The sequence below is a fragment of the Burkholderia sp. PAMC 26561 genome (assembly GCF_001557535.2).
Lineage (GTDB): Bacteria > Pseudomonadota > Gammaproteobacteria > Burkholderiales > Burkholderiaceae > Caballeronia.
Map to the genome: position 1 here is coordinate 665,510 of NZ_CP014308.1, position 24,472 is coordinate 689,981.

The window sequence follows — 24,472 nt, forward strand, 5'->3', positions numbered from 1 at the left end:
TTTTTTCACTCCTGACATGCTTAGGAGTTGCCCAAGCCAATGCCGCGGGTTGCCTTAAAGGCGCGGCCGTCGGGGGTGTGGGGGGCCACTTTGTCGGCAGCGGTCATGCGGTGCTCGGCGCAGCCGGTGGCTGTATAGTGGGCCACCACATGGCTAGCAAAAAAGCAAAAGAAGATGCGCAAGCCAAGGCGCAAGCCCAGCAGCAGACTCAGGCGCCGCAGCAACAGAGCCAGTCTAGTCCCCAGTAGCTGCTTCCGTGCTAAGTCCTGGTCGCCACAAGGCGCCAGGCAAGTTACAACCGATGCTGCACAAGCGAAGGCGCTCGGGCACTTATGTAAGCTGAGTAGCTTGCAACGTCCACAGCAGTATGTGTGGTTGTGTCCCACGGACTTTGGATAGCCCCGAGCGTGGCATAAGCACAAAAGTCGACCGGTTTGCGATGCAGAAGACAGCGAGGTCCGCTTCGAAGCGAAACGTCAATGTACTCCCAACGCAACGATCACCGAACTTACTATTGCAGCGCCGTCTGCTGAACACTCGAGTTCAAGATCCACCCCGTTGGGCAGGTAAGCAGTCGGCCGTGCCGCTTGTGCCGACGGTCGCGGCACGCAGGATGATTCTGCACTGGTAGCCCGCTGTGATGCCGGCAAGCCCACAATGACGACCGGTGTCGCCGCATAGCCCGCAACGGCTGACTTGCGATTATCACAGCTTGGAACAACGTGTTTCCAGCGAACGGCTAACGCGACTTTTCAATGCGTGGTGCTCAATGGTGATGGGACCACCTACTGGCACGCGTGTGTGGCTGGCCGCGGGCTTCACCGACATGCGTGAAGGCTTAATAAGCCTCACAGCGAAAGCGCAAGCCGTTCTCGAGCGTAATCCGTTCAGGTCATGCGTAGAACCACGTCTTGATCTGCGCGCCCAATTCATGTGGTAGTACCGTAAGCGGTCCGTTGTCAGCGTCTAGCGGAAGCGCCTCACAGTGGCGACCATATGTCCACGTAAATCAACGTGGACATCTATGACTGACATCACCTCAGAGTTGAAAGCGCGGCTTATTGTAGGCCGCAAGCAGGACGGTCGATGCGTGTACGACCCGAAAGCCAAGCGAGAACTGATCGAGGCCTGCAAGGTGCCGGGCGTGTCCGTCGCACGTCTCGCGCTGGACCACGGATTAAACGCAAACTTGTTGCGTACGTGGGTTACGGCTGATAAAAAACGGCAGGCGAGCACCGGGATCGTGCCGGTGGCTAAGCCCTTGAACCCGGCGGCAGCGGCTTTCATACCCGTGATTCCAACTCAGGCCCAGCCAAAGGAGACTGCACCTCGCTTGGAGGTTCGATTTCCCAACGGCATCAAGGTTGAATTCGATGATGCCCGAGACGATCAGTTGCTGTCACTACTAACCACGCTGAGTACCTTGCCATGTTTCGATTCGACGAAGACTTGAAGGTCTTCCTTCACCGCGACGCCATCGACGGTCGTAAAGGGATTAACGGGTTGGTTGCATTGGTCGAGCAAGCATTGAAACTCGACCCGTTCGCGCCCGCCGTTTATGCCTTTACCAACAAGCGGCGCGACCGTGTAAAGCTCATCCTGTGGAACCGAACGGGCTTCTGGCTATTGATCAAACGGTTAGAGGCAGACCGCTTTGCATGGCCCCGCGAGGCGGCAGTTCTTGAGCTGACGGTGGAACAGTTGCACTGGCTGCTCGACGGTGTCGACCTGGCGGCCATGAAGAAGCATTCGGCCCGTCACTACATGCGCGCGAGCTAGCCGCGCTCACGCGCACGACCGGTGCATCTCGTTCATTGTCTGTCCCATCCACGAGACGCCGGTCAGATGTTTAGAAATTCCCGTAAACCTACGGAGGCTCGCGATTGGCTATTGTTACGCCATGGCCCGCGACATTCACAAACCCCACTCGATCACCGCCGAAGAGCTCGCCGCGCTCATCGCTGAGCGTGATGCGGCGCTTGCCGATAGCCGAGCGTTGCGCGGCGAACTACGGGTGACCAAGGTCGAACGCGACCTTCTCAAGGAACAACTCAAAGCGTTCCAGCGCCAGTTGTTCGGCGCCAAGAGCGAAGCACGTAGTGCTGAGCAGCGGGACCTGTTTCTGAACGAAGCCGAAGCGCTTGCCCCCACCGCAGCGACGGCGCCGGCACAGTCTGACGAAGCTGAAACTGAGGTCGCGGGTCATAAACGTAAGAAGCCCGGTCGAAAGCCGCTCGATCCTGCTCTGCCGCGTGAAGTGATTCGCTACGAATTGCCCGAATCAGAACGTACCTGCCCAAACGACGGCACGACGTTGATCGAGATCGGCGTCGAAGTCAGCGAGCAGCTTGACATCGTTCCACAGCAAGTACGGGTGATTCGTCACGAGCGCGTGAAGTACGCGTGCGCAGAGTGTGACCAGGGAATCTTGGTTACGCCGGCGCGTTTGCGCATCATCTCGAAGGGTTTGTTCACCGAAGCGGCGCTGGCCTGGTTCGTGGTGTCGAAATTCATGGATGGGTTGCCGCTGTACCGCATTGCGGCGCTGCTCAAACGCTTTGGCGGTGACATCTCGCGCAATACGCTTGCGGCCAGTGTCGTGCGCCTGGGCGAGGCGGTGCAGCCCATCATCAATTTATTGCGGGTTCCCTTACTCGACAGCGAGATTGTGTTCGCTGACGAGACCACCGTGCAAGTGCTCAAGGAGCCTGGGCGAGCGGCGCAAACCAAGAGCTATATGTGGTGCCAAATCAACGGCAGCGGGCGACCCGTGCGGCTCTTCGGATATGCACCCGGGCGTGGCACGCAACACGGGTCAAACCTATGGGCAGGCATGCGCCACGGCGCCGTGCTGATGAGCGACGGGTACGAACCATACAACGCGATCGCGCAAACCCATGGCGCCGTGCATTTAGGTTGCTGGGTTCACGCGAGGCGTTACTTCGTGAAAGCGGAAGACGGGTTACCCAAAGAGGCGCGTGGTGTACATCAGCCGTCCACGCAATTCATCCATCTCATTGCCAAGCTCTATGCGGCGGAGTCGCACGCGCATAAGAAGTCCAACTGGCGAGCGCGCTTACGTCGGCGCTACAGTCGTGCAGTGCTCACGGAAATCAAGAGACTCCTTGACCACCATCTCGATACGACTGCGCCGAGCGGAAAATTAGGCGAAGCCCTGAGGTATCTTGCCGGTCAGTGGCCAAAACTGATTCGCTATGTGGAAAACGAAGCGTGGCCCATTGATAACAATCCAGCTGAGAATTCGATTCGTCCATTTGTAGTCGGACGCCGAGCATGGTTATTCGCTGACTCTGTGGGTGGGGCTAAAGCGAGCGCGAACCTGTACTCGCTTGTCCAAACGTGTGTCGCAAATCGTGTCGACGCTTATCGATATCTGGTCGACCTATTTACGGCGCTGCCCTATGCCAAGACCGCCGACGACTACGAGGCCTTGTTGCCTTGGAACCTCGGCAAACCCGAAAGGGATGCCTCGGCATAATCTATTCCAGTCCGAGGTGTGTCCTTCACCGACCGCTTACGTAGTACCGGCCCGGCGCCGAAGTCAACCTGTGCGGCCCCCGCTGGCGCAAACTCAAGGATCGTTGTGGCCGGCACGCCGCGTTCGGCCCTCAGGCCCAGCAGGATACGGCGCATCGCCGAGAAGCTGGCGGTGTAGCCATGGTTGCGTTTCAGCGGTATGCGATCCATCAGTAGCGTCCTTGTGTAGAAATCGTTGCACTCTGATGCTAGGTGTCCACGTGGACACTTAGAGGATTTGCACCGATGACAGAAGAAAATGACTTGCGAAGCCGTTTAGTGATTGGCCAAAAGCGCGATGGCCGACGCGAATACGATGACGAAGCGCGGGATGAACTTATCCGTCTGTGTCTGAAGCGAGGCGTATCGATTGCCCGAACAGCCATGGAACATGATATCAACCCGAATCTGTTGCGCACCTGGGTTACGCAGTATCGGCAGCGGCAAGCCGCCACAGAATCGGTTGCTAAAGTCTCCGAGGTATCGGACGAAGTGATGATCGACATTGCGGTGCCTGCCGCGCTAACGATGTCGTACAACGATCACGCTGCGCCATTTGTTGCGGTCGCCCATGCGGCGACGCCACCATCGGCTGCGCCACCCCCGATGACGATGTCTCTGGCGCTGCATGTGCGTCTATCGAACGGCGTCGAACTTGAGCTGGGCAGCTCGATCGCGACCATCGACGAACTGACGACCGTAGTGCAGATCCTGGGGAGGTTGCCGTGTTCAGGTTCGACGAAAAGCTGAAGGTTTACTTGCACCGGGATCCTGTCGATTTCCGCTACGGTATGAACAGCCTGTCAATCCTCGTTGAGCAGTCCATGCAATTGAACCCGATGGACTCCTCTCTTTACATCTTCGGGAATCGGCGTCGTGACCGCATCAAGATTCTCTTCTGGGATGGCAGCGGTTTCTGGCTAATGATCAAACGATTGGAGACGAGCCACTTCATCTGGCCGGACAACAAGGCCGAGGTCGTGACGATGACAAGCGACGTCCTGCATGCGCTGCTCGACGGCGATGACATTACGACGATCCGGCGACATACAAAGCGAGAATATCTCCGCGTTAGCTGAACGCGCCCTTGGCATATTAGTCCAAGCAGTATGCCGATCGAGGTCACGATCACCGCCGACGAATTGAAAGAGCTGCTCGCTGAGCGCGAGGCCGCTCGCGCACTGCGCGAAGAACAGGAAACGCTACGTGGCGCGTTGCGGCTCGTGACAGCGGAACGCGATCTTGCCGAGGAGCGGCTTCGTGCTTACCGTCGTGAACTGTTCGGCGCGAAGAGCGAAGCGCGGGGTTCCGATCAACTGGGTCTGTTCAACGAAGCCGAAGCGCTCAGTGCGAACAGCACGGCCGCCTTGGAAGACACTCCAGAGACGACAGCTGGTACGCATCAGCGCAAGCGGCGTGGTCATCGCAAACCGCTCGATCCGAATCTGCCGCGCGAGGTTGTGCGACATGATCTCCCCGAGGCCGACCGCTTCTGCACGAACGACGGTCACGCGCTCGTGGAAATCGGGGTCGAGATCAGCGAGCAGCTCGATGTGATTCCAGAGCAGCTTCGTGTGATCCAGCATCAGCGCGTCAAGTATGCGTGCCCATGCTGCGATCTCGGCATCAAGGTCACGCCGGCGCCCGCGCGCATCATCCCTCGCGGACTGCTTACCGAATCGGCGCTTGCGTGGATCGCCACGGGCAAGTACCAGTTCGGAATGCCACTTTATCGTCAGGCTGGTTTGCTGCGGCGCTTTGGCGGCGACATCTCGTCCAACACGATCGCCGCGAGCATGGTTCGCGTCGGTCTGGCAATACAGCCTGTGATTAACCTGATGCGCGATGCATTGCTCGATGCGGAGCTGGTCTACTGCGACGAGACGACATTCCAGGTCTTGAAGGAGAAGGGGCGTAAGCCTCAGACGAAGAGCTATCTCTGGTCGCAGATGACGGATTCAGGAAATCCGATCCGCTGCTTCACCTACACGCCCGGTCGCGGTGCGCACCTGGCTGACAAACTGTTCACGGGCATTCGTAAAGGTGCGGTTCTGATGACGGACGGCTATGAACCCTATAACAGCCTCGCCGAGCGATACCAGCTTGTTCATCTTGGATGCTGGGTTCACGCGAGACGATACTTCATCAAGGCAGAGGAAAATGTGCCTAAAGCAGCGCGCTCGCCCGATCTGCTGGCCACGCGTTTCATCAAGCTCATCGGAAAGTTATTCGCCGTCGAGACACGCAGCGCGCAATGGGCTGTCGATCGACGACAGCGATTGCGACAACGGTATTGTAGGCGCGTGCTCGATGTGATTCATAAGCTGTTGACCGAGCAATCTCCCGGCGTCGTGCCAAATAGCCTCCTCGGCAAAGCGCTAACTTACCTGCGCGGACAGTGGCCGAAACTAATTCGATACACCGAGAATGGCAGCTGGCCCATCTCGAATAATGCTTGTGAAAACTCGATTCGCCCATTCTGTGTAGGACGCCGCTCCTGGCTCTTTGCAGACACCGTTGCGGGCGCCAACGCCAGCGCTAACATCTACTCAATCGTGGAGACCTGTCGCGCCCACCGCATTGATCCCTATCGTTACCTCACCTGGCTGTTTCAACGGCTGCCACTTGCAAATACCGTCGATGAATACGACGCGCTGCTTCCTTGGAAGATGCCGGCCGACATTCCCTGATGGCGCGCTCCCTACACCGTCCACACTCCAACGGCGTGTAACCTTAGAGAGGCGTCGTTGATGGATCGCATACTTTCAGCGCGTGGTGAATCGTTGTTCCCTGAACGCCGGCGTCATGCCAGTCACGGATCTGCTCGCGAAACGGCTCGAGCGTGGACACGCATGTGCTCGGCAAATGTGGAGTGCGGCCAAACACGCCGGCAATCACGGTGTCGTCAGGCAACGGCTGCCCGGGATTCAGCCAGCCGCGCTCGTCGGCCATACGACGAACAGCGGTCAACTTCTTGCGACCCATCAGGCCGCTACGCCCGATGTCGCGATCAGAATCGCCTTGCCGCATGCGGACAAGGACTTGACGGTACTCAAACAATTCGAACCTCCGGTTGGTCATGGACACTCCGTTCAGAAAGAACGGGAGAGTACCCATCTGGAAAGTTCGAATCGCGTTCAACACCTCGCGCCAGTGGCGCCTATACGCCGATCATTGACTGGCTCCTTTACGCCGGTCACGGACTGGCGCCATAACGCCGATCCTGCGCTGGCGCCTATGCGCCGATCATCAGGTGGCGCCAATACGCCGATCCCGGAATGGCTCCATAACGCCGGTCAATGACACGCCTCGACGATGGATGGGTCCCTGGAAACACCAATGGTGCAAAACCAAATAAGGCCGGCTGCCGATATCCGCGAAATGTTTCTTCGCGTATCCGGCTCACGCAAGTCGGTGTCATGGGGCAGCGAGAATTGCGGTCCGGACGGCTGAGAACAGCCACATCAGCACGGTCTTTTGAAAGAAGTCTAGCCGAGTTCAAACACATCCAGCTGACCATATCAATGAATCGATACTGCATTCGTGACCATTCGTGACAGAAGCTTGGAATTCCACTTGCTCGTTCGTCCACGTCCTCACTTATATGATCGCTAAACGCCACGTACAATGCATTTTGAATCACCAAGCGAATGGACCTAACATGCAAATTCTAAGTGAAGATGAACGGCAGGCGATCCGTGCAGTAGCTGACGGCGATCGCTCGCAACTCGAGTGCGCGCGCCGTGCGTTTCACCGTGCCGCCCCGCGCCATGGCATTGCGTCCTGTGTCGAACTACAGTTTATGTCGGAAGTCTTGACGCCCGTGCCGGACCTCCTGCTTCGATCAAGCTATCGCCGTGCGTTGCTGCGGCAAACCGCTTGACTGCTGTGGTTTATCCGACGGGCGTTTGTTCGTCGGCTCTCCGTGCTCGCATTCGCATTACGACGCACTTTCATTGTTTAGGATAACGGCGCTTGATAGCAAATACACACAGCCCCATCCATTTGGTGACAAAAGTTCTAAGCCGACTTTGCGGTGGTGAGAGTAGGCCCCAACTTAAGTGTCGGCGCCCCTGGATGCGGGTCTCGCCGTAGGTCGCTTACCTGCTCAATCCCATTCTTCAGTACCGATTCGCAGAATGCAAGCCGAGACCGATAGTACTCGGCCTGCACCTGCGCATCAAGAATGCGCTGCTCTGCCTGGTACAACGCCATGCGCAATTCAGGCATTGCTTTCTGCGCTTGCTGTTCCACTGTGGGCGCGTAACGGGCAGCCCAACTTGCAATCCATCGCAGCATTTCAATTCTCCTGTCCGAACCTGTCTCGGCACACGGGTGTTAATCTCCTTTTAGCGCCGTGATCTAAACATACCAAATACTCGGATACTTACTTTAGAAAAAGAGCGCACTGTTGCGGAAACGTCGAAATGCTTTATCAAAAAACTCTTTGCGTCGTCTTCCAGCATTCACGGATATTCGACACGCACAGACACCGAAGCGGTCCGCAGTGACGCGCGGCCTATGATTATTGTTGATAACGACTTCACATAGAGATGTGACTAAAACCACGCTCTAAAATTTGCTCGAAACGCACCGAAACGGTCAACTTTCACGTCTCAACATGTGCATTGCAGACCCGGTTACGCAAAATCTCGTACATGGCAGCCAAGTAGCGCTCCCCTATCGCGGAACTGGTATCTGCGGTTGGAAGCCTCGGGACTCGCAGACCGATCTGCCGACAGACCATAGATAAATACGGTTTCGAATCGCCCTGGGCACAGGCCTGTGCCGCTAGCGCGATCTCTGCATCCCCAACTTGCCCACGTAGCCAAGCCAAAAACCCTCCGATCCCGATCGTTCTGAACGCGCACCCAATTTTCCATAGCGCCTCCTAAATACTGTACATATATACAGTATAAGCTAGCCGACTTTTATGACAAAGGCAAGGCATACTCAGCAAGGCTATCGCCAAGCGCAGCATAGATCGAGACGAAAAACGGAGCGGCACAAGTGCGTTGAACCCGGCGTGAGTCGCCCGTGCACAAGATGGTAATTTAACTATACGCAGTGAAACCCGGCGGCTCGGACGATCGGTGCCGGCCATGCTCGATAACCAAGCGGTACCTCGATAGCGCGCCCCAGAATACGCCTGTCGCCAAATGAGCAAGTCCGCGGGACTCTGTAGGCGAACGCTTGCTCGCACGTCCGGCATAGGTTCTGCCTTGCACATAGTGAGCGACAGCGTGTAATGACTCTGCGGCGCTCGATCCATGACACCTTCCCGCGACTCAACTGCAGCAGCGGCGATTGCAGCACAAGTGCCAGACGCGAACGCGCGATCGAGTGAGCGAGCAAATTGATGATTTGGATGTTGCTTCTGTGTGTAATCGATCCACCGCAAGGGGCATTCTCAGACGTCAATCCGTCCCAGCGGCAATGGGACATTGCTCTGTGGATGCTCTCGCGAATTTAGAAAGACGGCAAGGATTGCCTTCATTCGACCCAAACCACGTTTTACGTGCGCGTTACGAGTGTCGATATCAAGAAACACGACGAGCCGTCCGGCTTGAGCCCGGCGGCTTTTTTGTGCCACCAACCTTGTATGCACAACCTTCTGTCGCAAGCAGGGAGCGATTATTGCACGGCAACAAATATCACCGCGACCTGTTGCGCTCGCTTCGCTCACGAATAAAAGGAATCCCACATGTCGCTAGACAAGCTGTTATCACCGATCAAGGTCGGTTCGGTCGAACTCAAGAACCGCATGGTCATGGCGCCGCTCACACGCAATCGCGCTTCTCAACCCGGCGATATCCCGACCGACTTGAACGCGCGCTATTACGCGCAACGTGCCGGTGCAGGTTTGATCGTGTCCGAAGCGACACAGATATCGAAGCAAGGACAAGGTTATTTCGCGGCACCCGGCATTTATACGGACGAACAGGAAGCGGGCTGGACCAACGTGGTTAAAGCCGTTCACGAAAAAGGCGGCAGGATTGCCCTCCAGTTGTGGCACGTCGGGCGGGTCTCGCATCATCTCGTACAAGCCGATGACAACCAGCCGGTGGCACCGTCGGCTATTCGTGCCGAGAACACGACCGCGTTCGTGAAGCACAAAGACGGTTTGCTCGGACCGATTCCGGCCGATACCCCGCGTGCGCTCGAGACGCGGGAGTTGCCGGGCATCGTCAAGCAATACGTGAGCGCTGCGAAGCGCGCAAAACAGGCCGGCTTCGATATGGTTGAGGTCCACGCGGCCAATGGATATTTGCTGCAACAATTCATGTCGACGAATACCAATCATCGCACCGACCAATACGGCGGCAGCGTCGAAAGTCGCGTACGGCTAGTCGTGGAGGTGCTCGAAGCAGTGGTGGCTGTGTTCGGCGCAGATCGCGTGGGGATTCGCATTTCGCCGAAATTTGTCGGCTTCGACCTAAAGGACACGGAAGCGGAAGCGTCGTCTCTTTACTTGGCGAAAGAGTTGACGCGCCTAGGCGTGGCGTACATGCATATTGCTGAACCGGACTGGGCTGGCGGCGAGCCGTTGTCAGACCTTTTCAGGCAAAAGCTTCGCGCAGCGTTCAGTGGAAAGATTATTGTGTGCGGGCAGTACACAGCCGAAAGCGCCGAGAAGCGGATCGAACGCGGTCAGGCGGATTTGATCGCCTTTGGCCGCGCGTATCTGGCAAATCCGGATCTCGATGTGCGGTTCCGCGAAAACGCCCCACTCAACAAGCCAAACGTAGCGACCTTTTACCGTGGCGCTGATGAAGGCTACACTAACTATCCGACACTCGATGGCAGCTCAACCTAAACCACGATGGCTCACAGATCAGTGACTTGAAAATTCAAGAGAGCCGCTGCTTGCCGACAACCGTCGCAGGCGGCAGCCTTTTGCCAATCGTTTGTCGAGTTTGAGCTGGCCTGTCGGCGCGCGTCACTAAATCGGTTTTGCGATGACAGAAACCGAAAGTCATGTTGACGTGAGAAGTGGATGTCACGTTGAGGTTCTTCTTCCGCGCGGTCGCGGTAGTCGCGCATGCTTCGGCCAAACAGTAGCGGGGCGACCCCGGATCAAAGCTCCCACGTTCGGCCAGGACTAAACTCAGTTGATATGCCGTGGTTTGAGGAAATCAACCACTTTCCTCGACCTAAGCATAATCTGATTCGCCTGACGGGGGAACGCCAGACGCGGAGTCCGGATCGACTAATGGGTTATCGTCGTCCTCCTTTGACGGCAACGGCTGATTTAAGCCGGGCTCTACCGGCGCTGGTATTGCATCGCCAACCGGTTTGGAAACTTCCGTTGGCGGTTGTCCCGGGTCTTCGTCGCGCGCGCTCGTTGTCATGTCACCCTCCAGTCGTCATGTATCCACCTATCTGAGCAAAAAGGAGGCCTCAAGCTGTAAGCAAGGCCTGCGGCTAGACTTCGCGGCTGAGATTAAACAGCACGAGTTATGCGGCTTTGAATCAGGAGTGAATGGCCTGTGGTCGGCCCGCCTCGTTGATGCACAATCGCTGCGTCCTTGAATTTTGGCAGCGGCCCTCTTCTTGTCTGCAACGGGTTTTGAAACAATGAATTGCCCCTTTTTAGTCGATTACGGAGGCTGTTGTGGATATGCTTGTTTGTCGAATGCATCCATGCCGGAGGGCGGCCTTCGTAGCTGAGCTGGGAACGGCCTTCGGCGACTTAGTGGACGGAGCGGTGTCTCGCGGGATGAATGGCAAGCCGGGAGTTCACGCGCGCGAAAACGCGCGCTTGGTCGGAACGCCGCCAGCCGACCATCACACTCTGGATGGCGACCAGGGACGTTCGGGACTGTCACTGTTGCGACGGGTGTGACGAATGTTGCGTCGGAACTGCGACCAGGTGAAGCCAGCGCATAGTTCGTGCACACCGCCGCACGATGCAGGTCAAACAGAAACGCTAGATGAGGAGTTGCATGATTGTAGAGAGTGAACGTCGCGCCGAATTGTTATGCTTCCTGGTCCTGACCGCTGCGGCTTCGCATAGGTTGACCAATGAATGGCGAGTGGACCACGTGGTCGAAAGTTGCCGGCTATGGCTCAGACGAAACGCTGTAAAGATGCCGTGGCTTGAGCGAGTCAACCTGGGGCAACTCGCACTACGGCTCGCGAGACATGACCTGTTCAAAGCCAAGGTCGTGATCCGGCAGGCTCACGTTCAAGCGTTATTCACGGGAGATATGTCGTTGAACCTTTCAAGCTCCATGGTTCAGCGCGTGTTGGCAATCTGCTCGGATGCGATCGCGCAGCGCCAATAGCAGCCGGCTTTTGGTTACTGAAGAGCCGAGACATACGCGCTAGCGTTGTATCCCAATGGCACAGCGCATCGCTATCGTGATGCACCGACGGGTTCCAATAATCTTCTCAAGGATCGTTGCTCAGTGAGCGTTTCCGAGCAAATGCCGAGCTCATCGACCATCGATCGCCGCCGGCGACGTCTTCAATCCATCCCCGGCAATAGGCATCGACATCGCTAGACCGGGCCGCGCGAGAAGAGAAGTGCACGACAGTACTTTCGCCATGGGCGTTTCGCAGATAGTCGGACGAAGATTTTGCCAACCCGGTTTCCCAGGTCTGAGATTGCCGAAAGATAATCAGATAGAACCTTTAGCTTGCGACAGAACTACCTTCAAATGGCTCGATCGCCTTATGGACCGAAAAGCGTCCCGTTCCGCTAACGGGGCTTTACGTATCTCGTCCCAGCAGTCTAAACACTCGCGCGGTCGTTCAATCTCAACATACACGCATTGATATGTATGTCGGGCCGATTAAGCTGGCATCTTTATTGCGGCTAAGCATCGCAGCCGTCATTAGCAATGTGCGGAGTGATGAGTTGCTATCTCCGGCCTTGGAAGTGAATCTTTTGTCACGAGGCAGGGCGGAGACCGGCAAAAGAGTGAACTCACCTAGATCTGAAGTCTGTGATGACCGATCTCTTTACTGAAAACGGAGCTTACGCGAAGGCCTAACAAGTGTTGGAGCAAGCGGCCAGCCCAGTTGACAGTGTAGAAATCAAATGAGCTCAATTGTTTTAAAGGGTGGGATACCTTGCCGTCCTACCCACTCGACGAGGTGAAGTCCCTGACAAGAAGCTTCACAAGAATTAGCGCAGCAACGAGTTTCGTCGATACGCTATTACTGTTCCCACACGCGGTCTACCGATGGTCGACCACGTGAAAACTCGCTCAAGACCGCAATGATGCGCGAAGGGCTAACTCCAGGCCATTGTGAACCCATCCCGTTTGAAGATCGGAATCCTCACGCACATCAAACACCCAATCCGCGAGCCCTTCGCAGGTGGCCTGGAGGCATTCACCCACGACATTACCCAGCACCTCAAGCATCGCGGCCATGACGTGACGCTCTTTGCGCATCCCGATTCGGCGCTCCGGTTGAATGCAGTGCCAATGGCGCCTGTCGGCAGTTATCGCGGCGATGCCGTTAAACATGAACACGACACGCTGAGCTCCGATTTTATTGCGGAACACCATGCGTACATGGACTGCCTGCAGGGTATCGATGCATACGAATTCGACATCATCTTCAATAATGCCCTGCACTACGTTCCCGTCACAATGTCTGGCATGATCGCCACGCCGATGCTGACCGTTCTGCATACGCCACCATTTTTTGAAATGATCAATGCCATTTCCGCTCAGCACAGACGTGGCGGCGGTAACTACTGCACGGTGTCGCGCTCCAATGCAGCAGACTGGGAGGAACTGACGCCCGACTGTCACGTCATTCCAAATGGTATTGACCTGGAGCAATGGCGGCCGACGCATAGACCTATTGGCAACCACGCATTCTGGTATGGCCGGCTTGTAGCCGACAAGGGCGCCCATCTCGCGATCGACGCAGCCCAACTTGCAGGAATTCCATTACGCATCGCGGGGCAGGCAATTGACCGCGCGTACTTCGACGAAGAGATCGCGCCCCGGCTTTCGAGAAATGTCGTTTATCTGGGTCACCTGTCGAGGGCCGAGCTTGTTGAAGAACTTGGTTGTGCGAGCGTCTGCCTCGTCACGCCGTGCTGGAACGAGCCGTTTGGACTCGTCGCGGCTGAGGCTCTGGCCTGCGGCACGCCGGTCGCGGCATTCTCTCGAGGTGCAATTCCTGAACTTTTGACTGCCGAGACGGGCGTGCTTGCTTCGGCCAACGACGCAGCGTCACTAGCCACAGCGTTGCTCAGCGCACGCACGCTCGATCGTGCCGCGTGTCGCCGCCATGCTTCATCGCACTGGGATATAGATCTAATGGTCGCTCGTTATGAGGTTCTACTCGCCAACTTGGCCCGGCTAAAGGTTCGTGATTATGGCTGAGACAACAGTCGGCTATTACGCGCATCATCAGGGAGCAGGACACGTTACGCGCGCCTTGACGATCGCAGCCCACCTGCCCGGCTCCGTGACATTGTTCGGCAGCAGCCTGCCTAGCGAAACCGAGCTTGCCAACGTAACGCTTTGTCACCTCCCAAGCGACTACGATGAGCACACACTCGTTGATACTCCGGTAGGCCTTCACTACGCGCCGTTGGCTGTAGCTGGCCTTAGGGAGCGCATGGGCGCAATGGTTGACTGGTTCAGATCAAGCTGGCCGTGTTTATTGGTCGTTGACGTATCTGTCGAGGTTGCGCTGTTTGCGCGACTTTGCGGCGTGCCGACGGTCTATGTGCGTCAACGCGGACATCGTCTCGATCAAGCTCATACGCTCGCCTACGCATGCGCGAGCCGTTTGCTTGCGCCCTATCCTGCACAGCTTGAAGAACCTGACACGCCTCTGGAGTGGACGCTCAAAACGGATTACGTCGGATCAATTTCGCGCTACGGTCGTTCCCCTTCCATGCGACAAACCAACCACCGGCATGTGACAGTCATTACGGGCTTCGGTGGTACGGAATTGACTGTCGCACGGTTGGTCGATGCCGCACGAGCTTGTCATGATTGGCAATGGACTGTGCTTGGACCAGTCGCCGACGATCCTTCGATTCCAACGCCGCCAAACCTCCAGCTGCTCGGCATGGTCAACGATCCGCTCCCATGGCTCACATCCGCACATGTTGTCGTAGGATCAGCGGGCGACAGTCTCGTGAGCGAGATCGCGGATCTGCGCTGTCGATTTATCTGCGTGCCTGAAGTTCGCCCGTTTGGCGAACAACAATCCGTCGGAGAACGGCTTGGTGGAGCCGGTCTGGCGATACACTGCGCGGTTTGGCCTGCGGCGGAATCGTGGCCCTCATTGCTCGATCGCGCCGCAGAGCTCTCGCCTGCGAACTGGACCACGTTCGCAGACGGCACCGGCGGGCAGCGCGCCGCGTCGGCTATCACGCGCACGGCACAAGAGGTAGGGCGATGAATGTCTTGACTCTCGTGCACGGTCGTCGCGGTCATTTGCTCAACATGATCCGTGGCCTTGAGCAGTCGACGGTACCGCCGGCTGCGCTCGTTATCGTGCAGATGAATGAAACGCCCTTCCGGTGGGAAAGCTCGCGTTTCCCGATCGTTCATTGCGCCCTAGACAGCGGCGACGACAAGTTACCGCTCGCAGCCGCTCGCAACGCTGCCGTCGACAATGCACCTGGTGATGACCTTGTATTTCTCGATGTGGACTGTGTTCCTGCGCCGGATCTGTTGGCAGCTTATCGCGATAAACTTGCCCTCTCAAAAAACGTCCTGTACCAAGGCGAGGTGCTGTACCTTCCCTCGGCCCTGGAGAACACTGAAACGGCAATGGACCTATTTGCGCAATACGGAGCGCCCCATCCGCTTCATGTGGGGCGATGCAGCGGTGAAACCGTGCCGCACGCCCTCTTTTGGTCACTCAACTTTGCGTGTCAACGTGAGACGTTCGAGCAAATCGGCCGCTTCGATACGCAATACCGCGGCTACGGCGCAGAAGACACGGATTTTGGCTTTCGCGCGGCGGAAACCGGAGTGCCAATAGAGTTCATCCAGGCGCGCGCGTTCCATCAGTTCCATCCTAGCTTCGATCCGCCGCTCAATCACCTTACAAGCATCGTTGCCAACGCACGACTCTTCCGCGCGCGCTGGGGATTTTGGCCCATGGACGGCTGGTTGACTCAATTTGCGAATGCTGGCTACATCGAAATGGACGATGAAGCGATCGTGCTGCGCCGAATGCCGACACGCATTGAAATCGCGGCAGCTCTACGATGAGGCTGACCCGTCACAAAGTAAGATAACCTTCGCATGGTGCTTGGCTCTGAGATGAGCCGACGCCACGGCAGGTTCGGAAGGGGTCGAGCCGTGGTACCCGCGTGCCGTGCATGTCGGCGAATCATGCATGACCGCCTGCGGTTTGAATCCAAAAACAGGGCTGCGGGTCCTGCTGGTTGCAACAGGAGCGAGCGGCCGAAAGGCCGCCCTACTTACTCTAGCTAGATTTACACTGCCGGCGCTGTCAACGCTGCTTGTGGATCGCTGACAGCGTCAGCCACTGTCGGTGCGGACGCTGTATTGCTTAATCGAGTCGCCTTCTTTGCAACTCTCTTTTTCGCGACCGGTCCTGACTTTTTAGCCGCAACCTTCTTGCGTCCAGCCACGGCTTTCCTCGACGGGGTTTCCTTCCCTTCACTTTTCACAGCAGTTGTTTTTTTGACAGTGGCCTTCTTCGCCGCAACCCTCCGCAATACTTTTTTGGCCGCGCTCGCTTTTTTGGCAGCTGCAGGCGATTTACGCGTCGCTTTGGTCGCGAGTTCAGTGACGGGCGACGCACCCGCCTCTTCAATCAAGAATTTGGTGCGGTCTTTGACGTTCGCGAGCCACGCGGGTGCGCGGCCTTTACCGCTCCATGTTGCGCCTGACTTGCGGTCGCGATATTTAGCCGGCTGCGGTCCCGTTCGGTACCCGCGGGGTTTCGCGGTAGCCGTTGCATTAGCGTTCTTGACTGCGGGAGACGTGACGTGCGCCGCCACCGCATTGTTTTCAATCAAGAACTTGGTGCGATCTTTTGCTTTCGCGATCCAAGCCGGTGCGCTTCCACGGCCGGTCCACATGGCACCGCTCTTCGGATCCTGAAACTTCGGAGCGACTTTAGTGCCAAGGGCATTGGATGCTTTCCGCTTTGTCGTAACAATCGGACTGCCTGCCCCTTTCGCTTCCCGCTTCGCTTTTGCTTTGGCTTCGATATCTTCGGTCGTTAATCCGTGTTCCAGCATCAGGCGACGAATCTGGTCCAATGCAGACTGCGCTTTCTTTGCGATCAGCGCGTCGGCTTGCGCCTGCAACCTCTTAAGCTTTTCTTGAATGACTTCGAGTGTGGGCATAGTACTTCCGATAGTAAATACTTGCACTATGCCATGCCGCTTGATTTATGCAAACAAACTAGTCAAATCACAGCACTACATCCATGTACGACACTACTTTGCGACCACAGACTTACCTTTATTTCCTGTACTTTGATGCTTGAGTCGGGAGGTGGTATAGATTGTCGCTTCCAAAACCATCGGTATCCATTTGCCTTGATGGAAGTTCATTGAGACTTCCCTGATCCTTCTTTTTTAGATTCGATCTGCCTTGCGCGATCCAAGCTTCTTCTTGTCTCGTCCCCCGGATCGGGTATGCGAAAATCCCCGTCATTCCAAAAATATAGCGAGCACAAAGAAGGATCCCTGGAGCCTTCGTCGCCGTTTAAAACGACAATTTGAGCCGGATATCGCTCAGTAGGTTAGGTAAGTCGTAACACAGACTGTCATTGACTCAAGCTTCGACGCATCGAGAGTAGTATGTCTCGCATCTGTTACACGAGGAAGTTGATATGGCCGAATTGAGTTGGTTTAACCAAATCCATCGAGAGTGGCTAGCGCTTAAGCTTCACGATACGGCGTTGGACATCGAACAGTTCTATCGACATGTTGTATCCGCGTATAGATCGGGTTTTGCGCCACTCGAGTCCATTGCCACGACCGCCAACGCCCTGCTGTTATCAACAATCGCCGGCGCTCCGTATCTTGGCCGGAAACTTCTTGTGCAGGTCGGTATCGATAAGCATCCAGCGTTGCGCGTCGCTACGCGTTGTCGCTCTTTGCAGGCACGGGCGGCGACAGCGACCCGGAGTTAGCCAATCGCATCCTTGGAGACGTCTTGAAGGATGAAAACGTGCAAGACAAGCGGAAGGGATTTTCGGCTGCGGCGCTTGGCGATAGCGCCCGTCTTGGACGGGGCGAGGCGCCTGACGTCGAGCTCGCAAAGGCGAGTACGAGATGGCATTCGGCTTTGGTCATCGCGAAGCTGCCCAAACGCTCGCTCTCTATTGGGAGAATCGCTGGGGGTGTGCGGCGTCAGGAGACTCGCTTCCTAACCGCGCAATTGCGCAGATGTGGTACAAGCGTTGCGGCGAAAATAGTCAAAATTTGCTGCAGATATCAAGCCCCGCCACTTCGAAGATAGTGACCTGCGATATCTTCCGGCTCAGCATCATCCGTCAGGCTAGACGCCGATTGACCGCCATACCGCTGCTCGGCTTGATAGATGCCTTTCCTCGATGAGCCCGTAGATGCGACGCTTCGACGACCTGTTTCAGCGGCGTCTGACCGACCTAAATCTGCACAAACCTGTTTGTGCCGCTGCCCCCCGCTTCCCGGACAAGCTAAACGAAAAGTGATGTGTTGATCAATCAAACAATGGGTCCAGGAAGAAATACTTAATCAGAGCAAAACCATTTGTTGCAAGAGTTCCAACGCCGTGGTTTCATTCAAATGACCCGTCCGCGCCTTCGCAGCAATTGTCTTCAGCAATGCTTCAGCGATGGGTGGAATGCCACGCAGATGAGCAAGGTCGCTTGCTACTGAAAGCGAAAACGCTTCGTTAGCCAAATCTTCCTTGGTACTCGACAATTGGTTAAACTGGTCTGCAACCTCAACCTGTTCAACGGGTGGTTTAAGTAAGGGTGCAGCCGCCATCGCAGTCGTGACATTTTCCATCGCGTTGCTCATCACGTCTTTCTCCGAGACGCCAACATTTTGCGATGGAGACACCGCACTGGTTTCGTCCACATCATCTCTCGCCGCCGCTTGCGGTTTTGGACTCGTTGCTGTTGGCATCACTTTCTTACGTCTTCTCGAGGTCGGTGCGAGGAGTTCGTTCACGTGACCAGGCACGTCATCCGGCTGTCGCGGCGTGTCGAGCCACCCCGCTGGCAGCTCCAATACATCGGTAAATCGCTTCGCCTCAACATCGTCCAAACGCTTCTTCCCGTGCAGCCGATGCGCCATGTTTGACTGGCTTAGATTCAACATTCGGCTCAGCAGCGCTTTCGATCCATTGCGAGCAGTCAAGACATGAAGGTTTGCTTGTCGAACCTCAGTGACCGACGGCGTGCTCGCCAGTTCAAGCGACTGCTGCTGCACCGCCTTAGCCGCTTTCAAAACGCTCTCCGGCTGCTCATTCTTCGCGCTTGCGCTGGTACCTTTCGGCGCAACCACTTTGCCCTTTTTGCTAGCCGGTACGGGAGCGGTGCTGGTCTTTCTTGGCATATCAACATCCTTGGCTGTTACAGCTTCGCTCACCGTGGGGTGCTCTATATGATCGGCGGACTGATGGCTCGGTGAAGGCTCCACGGGTTCATCAAAAACGCTGTCATTCGGCCTATTTTCCAGCGGGGAACGCAGTCGTGCGATCACGTTTGGTGGCAACGTCGGATTTGGATGATCGAAGAAACCATCGGGAAGACCAAGCGACGTTTCCATGTGAAACGCCGTCTCGGGCGTAAAACGCTCACCGCTGACCAATTCCGCGATGCGGGCCAGATTCGAGTCGAGACCCAATGCCACATTTTCGGCACCAACGGTGTCGACGAGTACTTTGAACGCTCGAGTCTTAAATATAGATGCTGTCTGGGTCGTATCCTTTGCCTGAACGGGTTTTACATAGTGTTTTTTTTGCGTCTGAGGCGCGCTGCTCGGCGGGTGCTGGCGCGCTGGACGTGGACCGCTGCCTCGCGAACCTGGGCGTCCAAATGTACGACTCATAAAATGAAACTCCGAATGTTTCGCTCGCCAATTTAGATAAGAGCGAGAGCCCAATATGCAAACAAATTTTTGTCAGGTGGCTCAAGGTTTGGCTACTGCAATACATTGAATCTAAAAATTAACCAGGCCTACGCGTCACCGCAAAACCGATAAGGGCTCAAAGTATCTGAGCGTGTTGAAAGCGTAAGCGCCTACTGCTAAAAGTCTTGCTCATCAAGGCGAACTTTTGTCGAACCGCTACGTAAAGCCAAACGTCGCGTGACGGCCGCGATGCGATGGCGGCCGTCAGCAAATATACGCAGCACATGGCCTTCGTTTGCATCTGGGCGCGACCAGAAGTACTGCTCTAACGCCGTCTTCGTGATCAGTGCGCTTACTTCGCGACCAGCGTTCAATGCCGTGGACATAACGACCCGGCCATCCTCCACAAGGGTTGGTTCATATGAATGTTGCACGCACTTCTTTCTTTGTCACTTTTCAGAGCTAAGCCGAGTCAAACGAATCATAACGCAAGCGTATCGACCCCAATGCTAACACTGCACCGCCTATGAGCACGTCGGGATTACTAGCGCGCAAACTGCCGGAAACACGGGGCGTTACTGATTGACGCTATCCTTGAAGCCTTTTCCTGCAGTGAACTTTACTGTGGTAGCTGCAGCGATTTGCAGCGGTACGCCGGTTTTTGGATTGCGCCCCGCGCGAGCGGCACGTGCCCTCTTACCGAACGAACCAAAGCCGATTAATTGAACGGTATCACCTGACACCACTGCTCGCGTGATCGCTACTAGGACCTCATCTACGATCTCGCTGGTCAAAGCCTTGCTTGCGCCGGTTTGTGCCGCGACTGCATCAACATGTTCTTGCTTGTTCATCAAAGGTCCTCTCAAGAGTTTTTTTGTTGGTCAATCTTTACCATCTTGCGTTAGGTCGGCACCAAGAGAGGTTTTAAGATAATCGATTAATATTTGCTGCGCGCTAGCCTCGGGTTCCCGCCACCCTCAACAGTGCCCGCTCCCGTTCAGGATGCTGCACAAAAGCTTTACCGTCAACGGCAATGGTCGAAGACTTGCCCTTGGTCTCAGCTGACATACGGAGAACATGGCTGAGGCTGCTAAGCATCGACGATTCGGAAGTTTAATTGTTTATTATGCTTCTCGGGACGTCCAAATGCAGACCGCAACGCTGTTGCGGATGCAGCTCGCAGGCATGCAAGTGCGACCGGCATAAAAATCGATCTCCTCTGTTTTCGAAGTGTTACAGGTTCGACGGGCGGTGCGGGATCGTCGACTGCGACGGCGCGTCAGCTGAACTTTATTTGCCCGATTAATGTACGCTGGCGATACGTTATCTTAAGCAAATTGATACGGAGTGCCAACAGATGGAACGGCGCAGGTTCGATTTAAGCGTGACGTTGAGCTACAGTTGATGAATGTTTTGCAATTTTTCTGCCTCTCATTGCACGTAGAGCATCGTCAGGCGACAATTTTTAGCACCACATCGACGGCCATAGGTCGCCGTCAACTTCTTAGTAGTACGGCTTCCAGTGTCGAGCCGATAATCAATGAAGGTTTGTTCACCAAGTTTGATTTTTTCGATAGTACGGGTACACATCCGATCGCCGTCCTGTTCGGCCTCTCGGTTCGTTTCACAACTTTGACTGATCCAGCATGCGGAATTTCCGCTAACGGTTCCATCGATCGCCCGGCCGTCGCCTAAACCAAAAAAATGACGTGCGGCCCTCCACGCTTTCGTGCGCGCAACCCGATGATTGGCCTCGCGTTCAGAAAGCACTTCGCCCTTGTATTCCAGCAAATAGTCGGCGTGCGCAATAATGGTATCGGCGAATACGCCGCGTCCATGGATCGGAGAACGCCTTACGAAAAATTCCTGCACGTTTCTTTGCCGCTCAATAGGCTAAATGACCGTCATCGATGACACATCAAAAGACGGAAAGTGACAGATTTGAGGCGTCTGGTTTCTGTCTAATAACATTGCTCGTTTTAAGCAACAGCCTCCTCGTGGGACACTGGTGCGTTATAACGATCGCGTAGCTGAGGTACTGGGTATCGCCAGACGTAACAAGTCCACGGGAGATCTGTTCATGCGAGCAGTACAACACGGAACCGTGCGGTCGAGTGTAGAAACCTGATAGCGCTTGGTGGCTGCTTCCTTCGCTAACATGTTTCATTCACTCGGCCCTTACTACTTACTTTCGCGCTATTGGTTTTTCAACAAGCCTTGAAGAAGCTGTACTCGCGTACACCATGAAGTATTCTACCGAGTTGACATTGGGCGGTCTGATTCTTCGAGACACAGATGCCACTCGTGCTCGACTTGCAATTATCTTCGCTGCAAAAGACAACGTAGAAGTATGACTCGGGCTCGGTTCGGCTAGCCGGCGGTGCAAGCTCAATGCCTCGCTACTCGTTCTGCGTTCAAGCGACATCCGCCAGATTAGAGTTCAACGGCCTTTTATGTGCGCTAAGCAGTAACGACAAACTTTACTCATCGAGAGCCTGGCCGAAATCTTCCACGGCGGTTTCGGATTTGCGTCGGCTGGCGCGCAATCGCTTGAAAGCAGCGATTGTGTCCATATCATAGTAGTGAACGATGACATGTCACGATGTGGCGCTTCGATTCCGTAGGAGGCTCAACATTGCGTCGGAAAAATTCGCCAATCCTATCGACGCTTACATTAATCACCACTGCCCGAATGAAGCGGATTAGCGCGCGTAATCACGGGCCGGTCCTCGGTGCAGTGCTTTATCACGGTCAACACGACTGAATCAGCCTTCAATACGAGCACTGCCTCTTCACCAGTGTCGTTCAAAGCGGGTAATAGGCGTTCATTTCCGTGCGCGCCACTCTCCTGACCATTAGGCAGTTTATCGTCTGTGTGCAGTTAAAATCGCATCAGCCTTGACGAGCGGACAGCGCTTTTTTCATCTTTACGAAGACATGCGAGCAAAATGCATCGGCGACAACCCGGTTTGCCGTGAGGATATTGCTTGGCGTCAGCAATTCGCGAGTCAGTTCCTGTTTTTCAATGAGTCGTTGCGGTATCCGCTGCCCAACGAACGAATTAAACAGATCGCTTTGCGTCTGTGCATCGGAGGAACCGAAGAAGTCGCGCCCTGCTCTAATTTCATCTTCCATCTTGGCTTTAGCGACGTTTTCTTGTGCCTGCCGATGGGCGTTAACGTTCGCCGTGACGACTTCGCGCGCCAGAGCGTCTTTCTTGTTTTCCGCAGCGTGCGCAAGTTTGAGTGCGGCCATCTTGCGGTCCGCTTCACCAATCCGATAACTGCCTTCCAACGCTTTGAACAAATATCCTTTTGGGCTGACTGTAATCGCACCACGGTCGAGCTGGAAGCGAGTGTATTCAATCGCTTGCTCAAGCCGAGCGTCGGTCCAGACGGCGCGATTTTTCGCGAGCCGTTCGAAGTCGGGGGAATCAAAGGCGAACTCATGGTGAAGCACGAGATACATGGAATCTTGGATGCCGGCGCGGGCAGCGTCCGCGCCTTGCTTTTTGGTGAACCTGAAACGAAGCTTCAATTTCTCGGGTGCAATGCGCTCAGCGTTAGCTTCCCAACTGACATCGAAATCGGAGACTTCGTTCAGTTGCTCGATCGCGGGCTGAAGGAAACGCTTTTTAAATTCCTTTAATTCCTTACGCGATTCGCCCACTTTGCCAGGCCACTCCAGCACGTCTTCGTATGCGAACCACTCCGTCACGCCCGGCCCTTCGCAGGGAATGAGCCGGTCATAGATAGCGCGCGCGAGCGAAAGCGAAAATGCTGTCGACGCGCGCAAACTCAGCCAGTGCGCTTTGTACGGGCTAATTAGGTATTTGATAAGCCGCCCGGACAGCAGGATGCAGACAACATTTCTCTCGATATAACAGTCGCCTAGCAGCCCGATGGTGCCCCACGAATCTTTCTCTGTCAGTTCTTCGATAGACGGAGCCGTCATGATTTCGACGCGTGCCTTGGCGGCGGCTCGCATCAACGAGATTAGGTGGCTATGGTTACGGCTGTCGTAGCGCATCAGCCATTTGAAATAATTGATTTCGGCTGTGAAGGTGTAGACACGATCGTCGGAAAGCTCCTCAGGCGCTTTTGTTGCCACAATGAAGTAGGCTGCGTCAAGCACCCGCCGCGCGGCAATTCCGAGCCCGCCTACACGGGTAAAGATGTTATTCCTGAGGAAGCCAATATCCCTCGTGGCACCGCTTATAGCCGTGCCTTGAGCGGACATGTCGTCATAGATGTCCAAGGCAAGCTGGTGCGGCGTAACAGAGATATTTTTGTTTTCCATGCGGTGGTTTCGACCTTAATGCTGAAACTTTATCAGTCGCCAGAAGGGTGTCAACACAAAAACCACCCCGTTCCAGTGGTCGCCCCGTCGCGCGTCGCCCCGAATTGGATTGACCATCGATTCTGTTTGGCATGAGTCGCGCAACACAATTTCCACCCCTAACGTCCCAATTTTCGCCGGGGTTGCCCAATTTCAGGTCGACCCTTCACAAAAACCACCCTGTGGGTCACAAAAACCACCCTTATTCACAGGAGTCGGCGTTGATTTCTAACGGAATTTTTTTCCTGTTTGTATGTTCGTGGGTTATTTTTTAAAGATTACAAAACAAACCTGCATCCAATTTGTCCGAGCTTGCTTTATTCATTTTCGAAGAAGTAATGCTAAGTATTTGAAAACAATCATAAAAATTTCCTGTTTGAACCAGCACAAAAACCGCCCCCGGGGTGGTTTTTGTGCTGAGCGAGACTTTGCCCATATTGGGGTCGTTGGAAAAGTATCGGGAATGCAAGACATGATCTGAGTTGCAGGGAAGGTTTAAAAGTACTGCCGTCCCAAGGCCGGCGCTGCGTCATGATTAAATGTTAGGCATCGCAACTG

19 protein-coding genes are annotated in these 24,472 nt (G+C 55.4%); 11 read left to right on the forward strand and 8 right to left on the reverse strand.

What is annotated here, in order from left to right; genetic code table 11:
- Positions 1–1,024 precede the first annotated feature (1,024 nt).
- The 6 genes from tnpA to tnpC (AXG89_RS26015) all read left to right on the forward strand — a co-directional run bounded on the left by tnpA (position 1,025) and on the right by tnpC (AXG89_RS26015) (position 6,227).
- Positions 1,025–1,453, forward strand: coding sequence for an IS66 family insertion sequence element accessory protein TnpA (gene tnpA, locus AXG89_RS25985; RefSeq protein WP_062173830.1), 429 nt, complete (start codon positions 1,025–1,027; stop codon positions 1,451–1,453).
- Positions 1,429–1,779 (forward strand): IS66 family insertion sequence element accessory protein TnpB, encoded by a 351-nt coding sequence (gene tnpB / locus AXG89_RS25990; RefSeq protein WP_062173832.1) that lies wholly within the window; start codon positions 1,429–1,431, stop codon positions 1,777–1,779. Before tnpA ends, tnpB (AXG89_RS25990) begins: the two co-directional genes overlap by 25 nt.
- A 121-nt stretch (positions 1,780–1,900) precedes the next feature.
- Complete coding sequence (gene tnpC, locus AXG89_RS25995) at positions 1,901–3,499, forward strand: IS66 family transposase (RefSeq protein WP_062173834.1); 1,599 nt, start codon at positions 1,901–1,903, stop codon at positions 3,497–3,499.
- A gap of 284 nt (positions 3,500–3,783) precedes the next feature.
- Positions 3,784–4,287 (forward strand): transposase, encoded by a 504-nt coding sequence (locus tag AXG89_RS26005; protein WP_062173836.1) that lies wholly within the window; start codon positions 3,784–3,786, stop codon positions 4,285–4,287.
- Positions 4,263–4,616: an IS66 family insertion sequence element accessory protein TnpB gene (gene tnpB / locus AXG89_RS26010; RefSeq protein WP_062173838.1), complete on the forward strand. Its 354-nt coding sequence runs from the start codon at positions 4,263–4,265 to the stop codon at positions 4,614–4,616. Before AXG89_RS26005 ends, tnpB (AXG89_RS26010) begins: the two co-directional genes overlap by 25 nt.
- Before the next feature lie 30 nt (positions 4,617–4,646).
- Complete coding sequence (gene tnpC / locus AXG89_RS26015) at positions 4,647–6,227, forward strand: IS66 family transposase (RefSeq protein WP_062173840.1); 1,581 nt, start codon at positions 4,647–4,649, stop codon at positions 6,225–6,227.
- 43 nt (positions 6,228–6,270) lie between these two features.
- On the opposite strand, the gene AXG89_RS26020 is transcribed toward tnpC (AXG89_RS26015), so the two are convergent.
- Entirely contained in the window at positions 6,271–6,618 is a 348-nt protein-coding gene (locus tag AXG89_RS26020) for a hypothetical protein (RefSeq protein WP_236873512.1), read from the reverse strand.
- A 2,623-nt stretch (positions 6,619–9,241) separates the two neighbouring features.
- Here AXG89_RS26020 and AXG89_RS26040 point away from each other — a divergent pair.
- Positions 9,242–10,354: an alkene reductase gene (locus AXG89_RS26040; RefSeq protein ID WP_062173844.1), complete on the forward strand. Its 1,113-nt coding sequence runs from the start codon at positions 9,242–9,244 to the stop codon at positions 10,352–10,354.
- Between the two features lie 337 nt (positions 10,355–10,691).
- Here AXG89_RS26040 and AXG89_RS43345 read toward each other — a convergent pair whose 3' ends face one another.
- Positions 10,692–10,889 (reverse strand): hypothetical protein, encoded by a 198-nt coding sequence (locus tag AXG89_RS43345; protein WP_082771638.1) that lies wholly within the window; start codon positions 10,887–10,889, stop codon positions 10,692–10,694.
- 1,905 nt (positions 10,890–12,794) lie between these two features.
- On the opposite strand from AXG89_RS43345, the gene AXG89_RS26060 reads away from it, so the two are divergent.
- The 3 genes from AXG89_RS26060 to AXG89_RS26070 are packed head-to-tail and all read left to right on the forward strand — an operon-like array spanning position 12,795 to position 15,743.
- Positions 12,795–13,889, forward strand: a complete 1,095-nt coding sequence (locus tag AXG89_RS26060) for a glycosyltransferase family 4 protein (protein ID WP_236873513.1) — start codon at positions 12,795–12,797, stop codon at positions 13,887–13,889.
- Complete coding sequence (locus AXG89_RS26065; protein ID WP_062173847.1) at positions 13,882–14,922, forward strand: hypothetical protein; 1,041 nt, start codon at positions 13,882–13,884, stop codon at positions 14,920–14,922. Before AXG89_RS26060 ends, AXG89_RS26065 begins: the two co-directional genes overlap by 8 nt.
- Positions 14,919–15,743: a glycosyltransferase family 2 protein gene (locus AXG89_RS26070; protein ID WP_062173849.1), complete on the forward strand. Its 825-nt coding sequence runs from the start codon at positions 14,919–14,921 to the stop codon at positions 15,741–15,743. The genes AXG89_RS26065 and AXG89_RS26070 overlap by 4 nt, the downstream gene beginning before the upstream one ends.
- Positions 15,744–15,970: 227 nt before the next feature.
- On the opposite strand, the gene AXG89_RS26075 is transcribed toward AXG89_RS26070, so the two are convergent.
- Positions 15,971–16,852, reverse strand: coding sequence for an H-NS family nucleoid-associated regulatory protein (locus tag AXG89_RS26075; protein WP_062173851.1), 882 nt, complete (start codon positions 16,850–16,852; stop codon positions 15,971–15,973).
- Between the two features lie 936 nt (positions 16,853–17,788).
- Here AXG89_RS26075 and AXG89_RS26085 point away from each other — a divergent pair.
- The gene (locus AXG89_RS26085; RefSeq protein ID WP_062173855.1) at positions 17,789–18,073 is read left to right on the forward strand and encodes a hypothetical protein; all 285 of its coding nucleotides are present in this window, start codon (positions 17,789–17,791) and stop codon (positions 18,071–18,073) included.
- 159 nt (positions 18,074–18,232) lie between these two features.
- Here the strand turns inward: AXG89_RS26085 and AXG89_RS26090 are convergent, their stop codons facing one another.
- The 5 genes from AXG89_RS26090 to AXG89_RS26110 all read right to left on the reverse strand — a co-directional run bounded on the left by AXG89_RS26090 (position 18,233) and on the right by AXG89_RS26110 (position 23,875).
- Positions 18,233–19,555 (reverse strand): hypothetical protein, encoded by a 1,323-nt coding sequence (locus tag AXG89_RS26090; protein ID WP_069638446.1) that lies wholly within the window; start codon positions 19,553–19,555, stop codon positions 18,233–18,235.
- A gap of 197 nt (positions 19,556–19,752) precedes the next feature.
- Complete coding sequence (locus tag AXG89_RS26095; RefSeq protein WP_335671974.1) at positions 19,753–20,010, reverse strand: DUF1488 family protein; 258 nt, start codon at positions 20,008–20,010, stop codon at positions 19,753–19,755.
- A gap of 141 nt (positions 20,011–20,151) precedes the next feature.
- On the reverse strand, positions 20,152–20,427 hold the full coding sequence (locus AXG89_RS26100) for an HU family DNA-binding protein (RefSeq protein WP_062173861.1): 276 nt from the start codon (positions 20,425–20,427) through the stop codon (positions 20,152–20,154).
- Between the two features lie 580 nt (positions 20,428–21,007).
- Positions 21,008–21,448 (reverse strand): SET domain-containing protein, encoded by a 441-nt coding sequence (locus AXG89_RS26105; RefSeq protein ID WP_062173863.1) that lies wholly within the window; start codon positions 21,446–21,448, stop codon positions 21,008–21,010.
- Between the two features lie 1,020 nt (positions 21,449–22,468).
- Complete coding sequence (locus AXG89_RS26110) at positions 22,469–23,875, reverse strand: replication initiation protein (RefSeq protein ID WP_062173865.1); 1,407 nt, start codon at positions 23,873–23,875, stop codon at positions 22,469–22,471.
- Between the last annotated feature and the right edge of the window lie 597 nt (positions 23,876–24,472).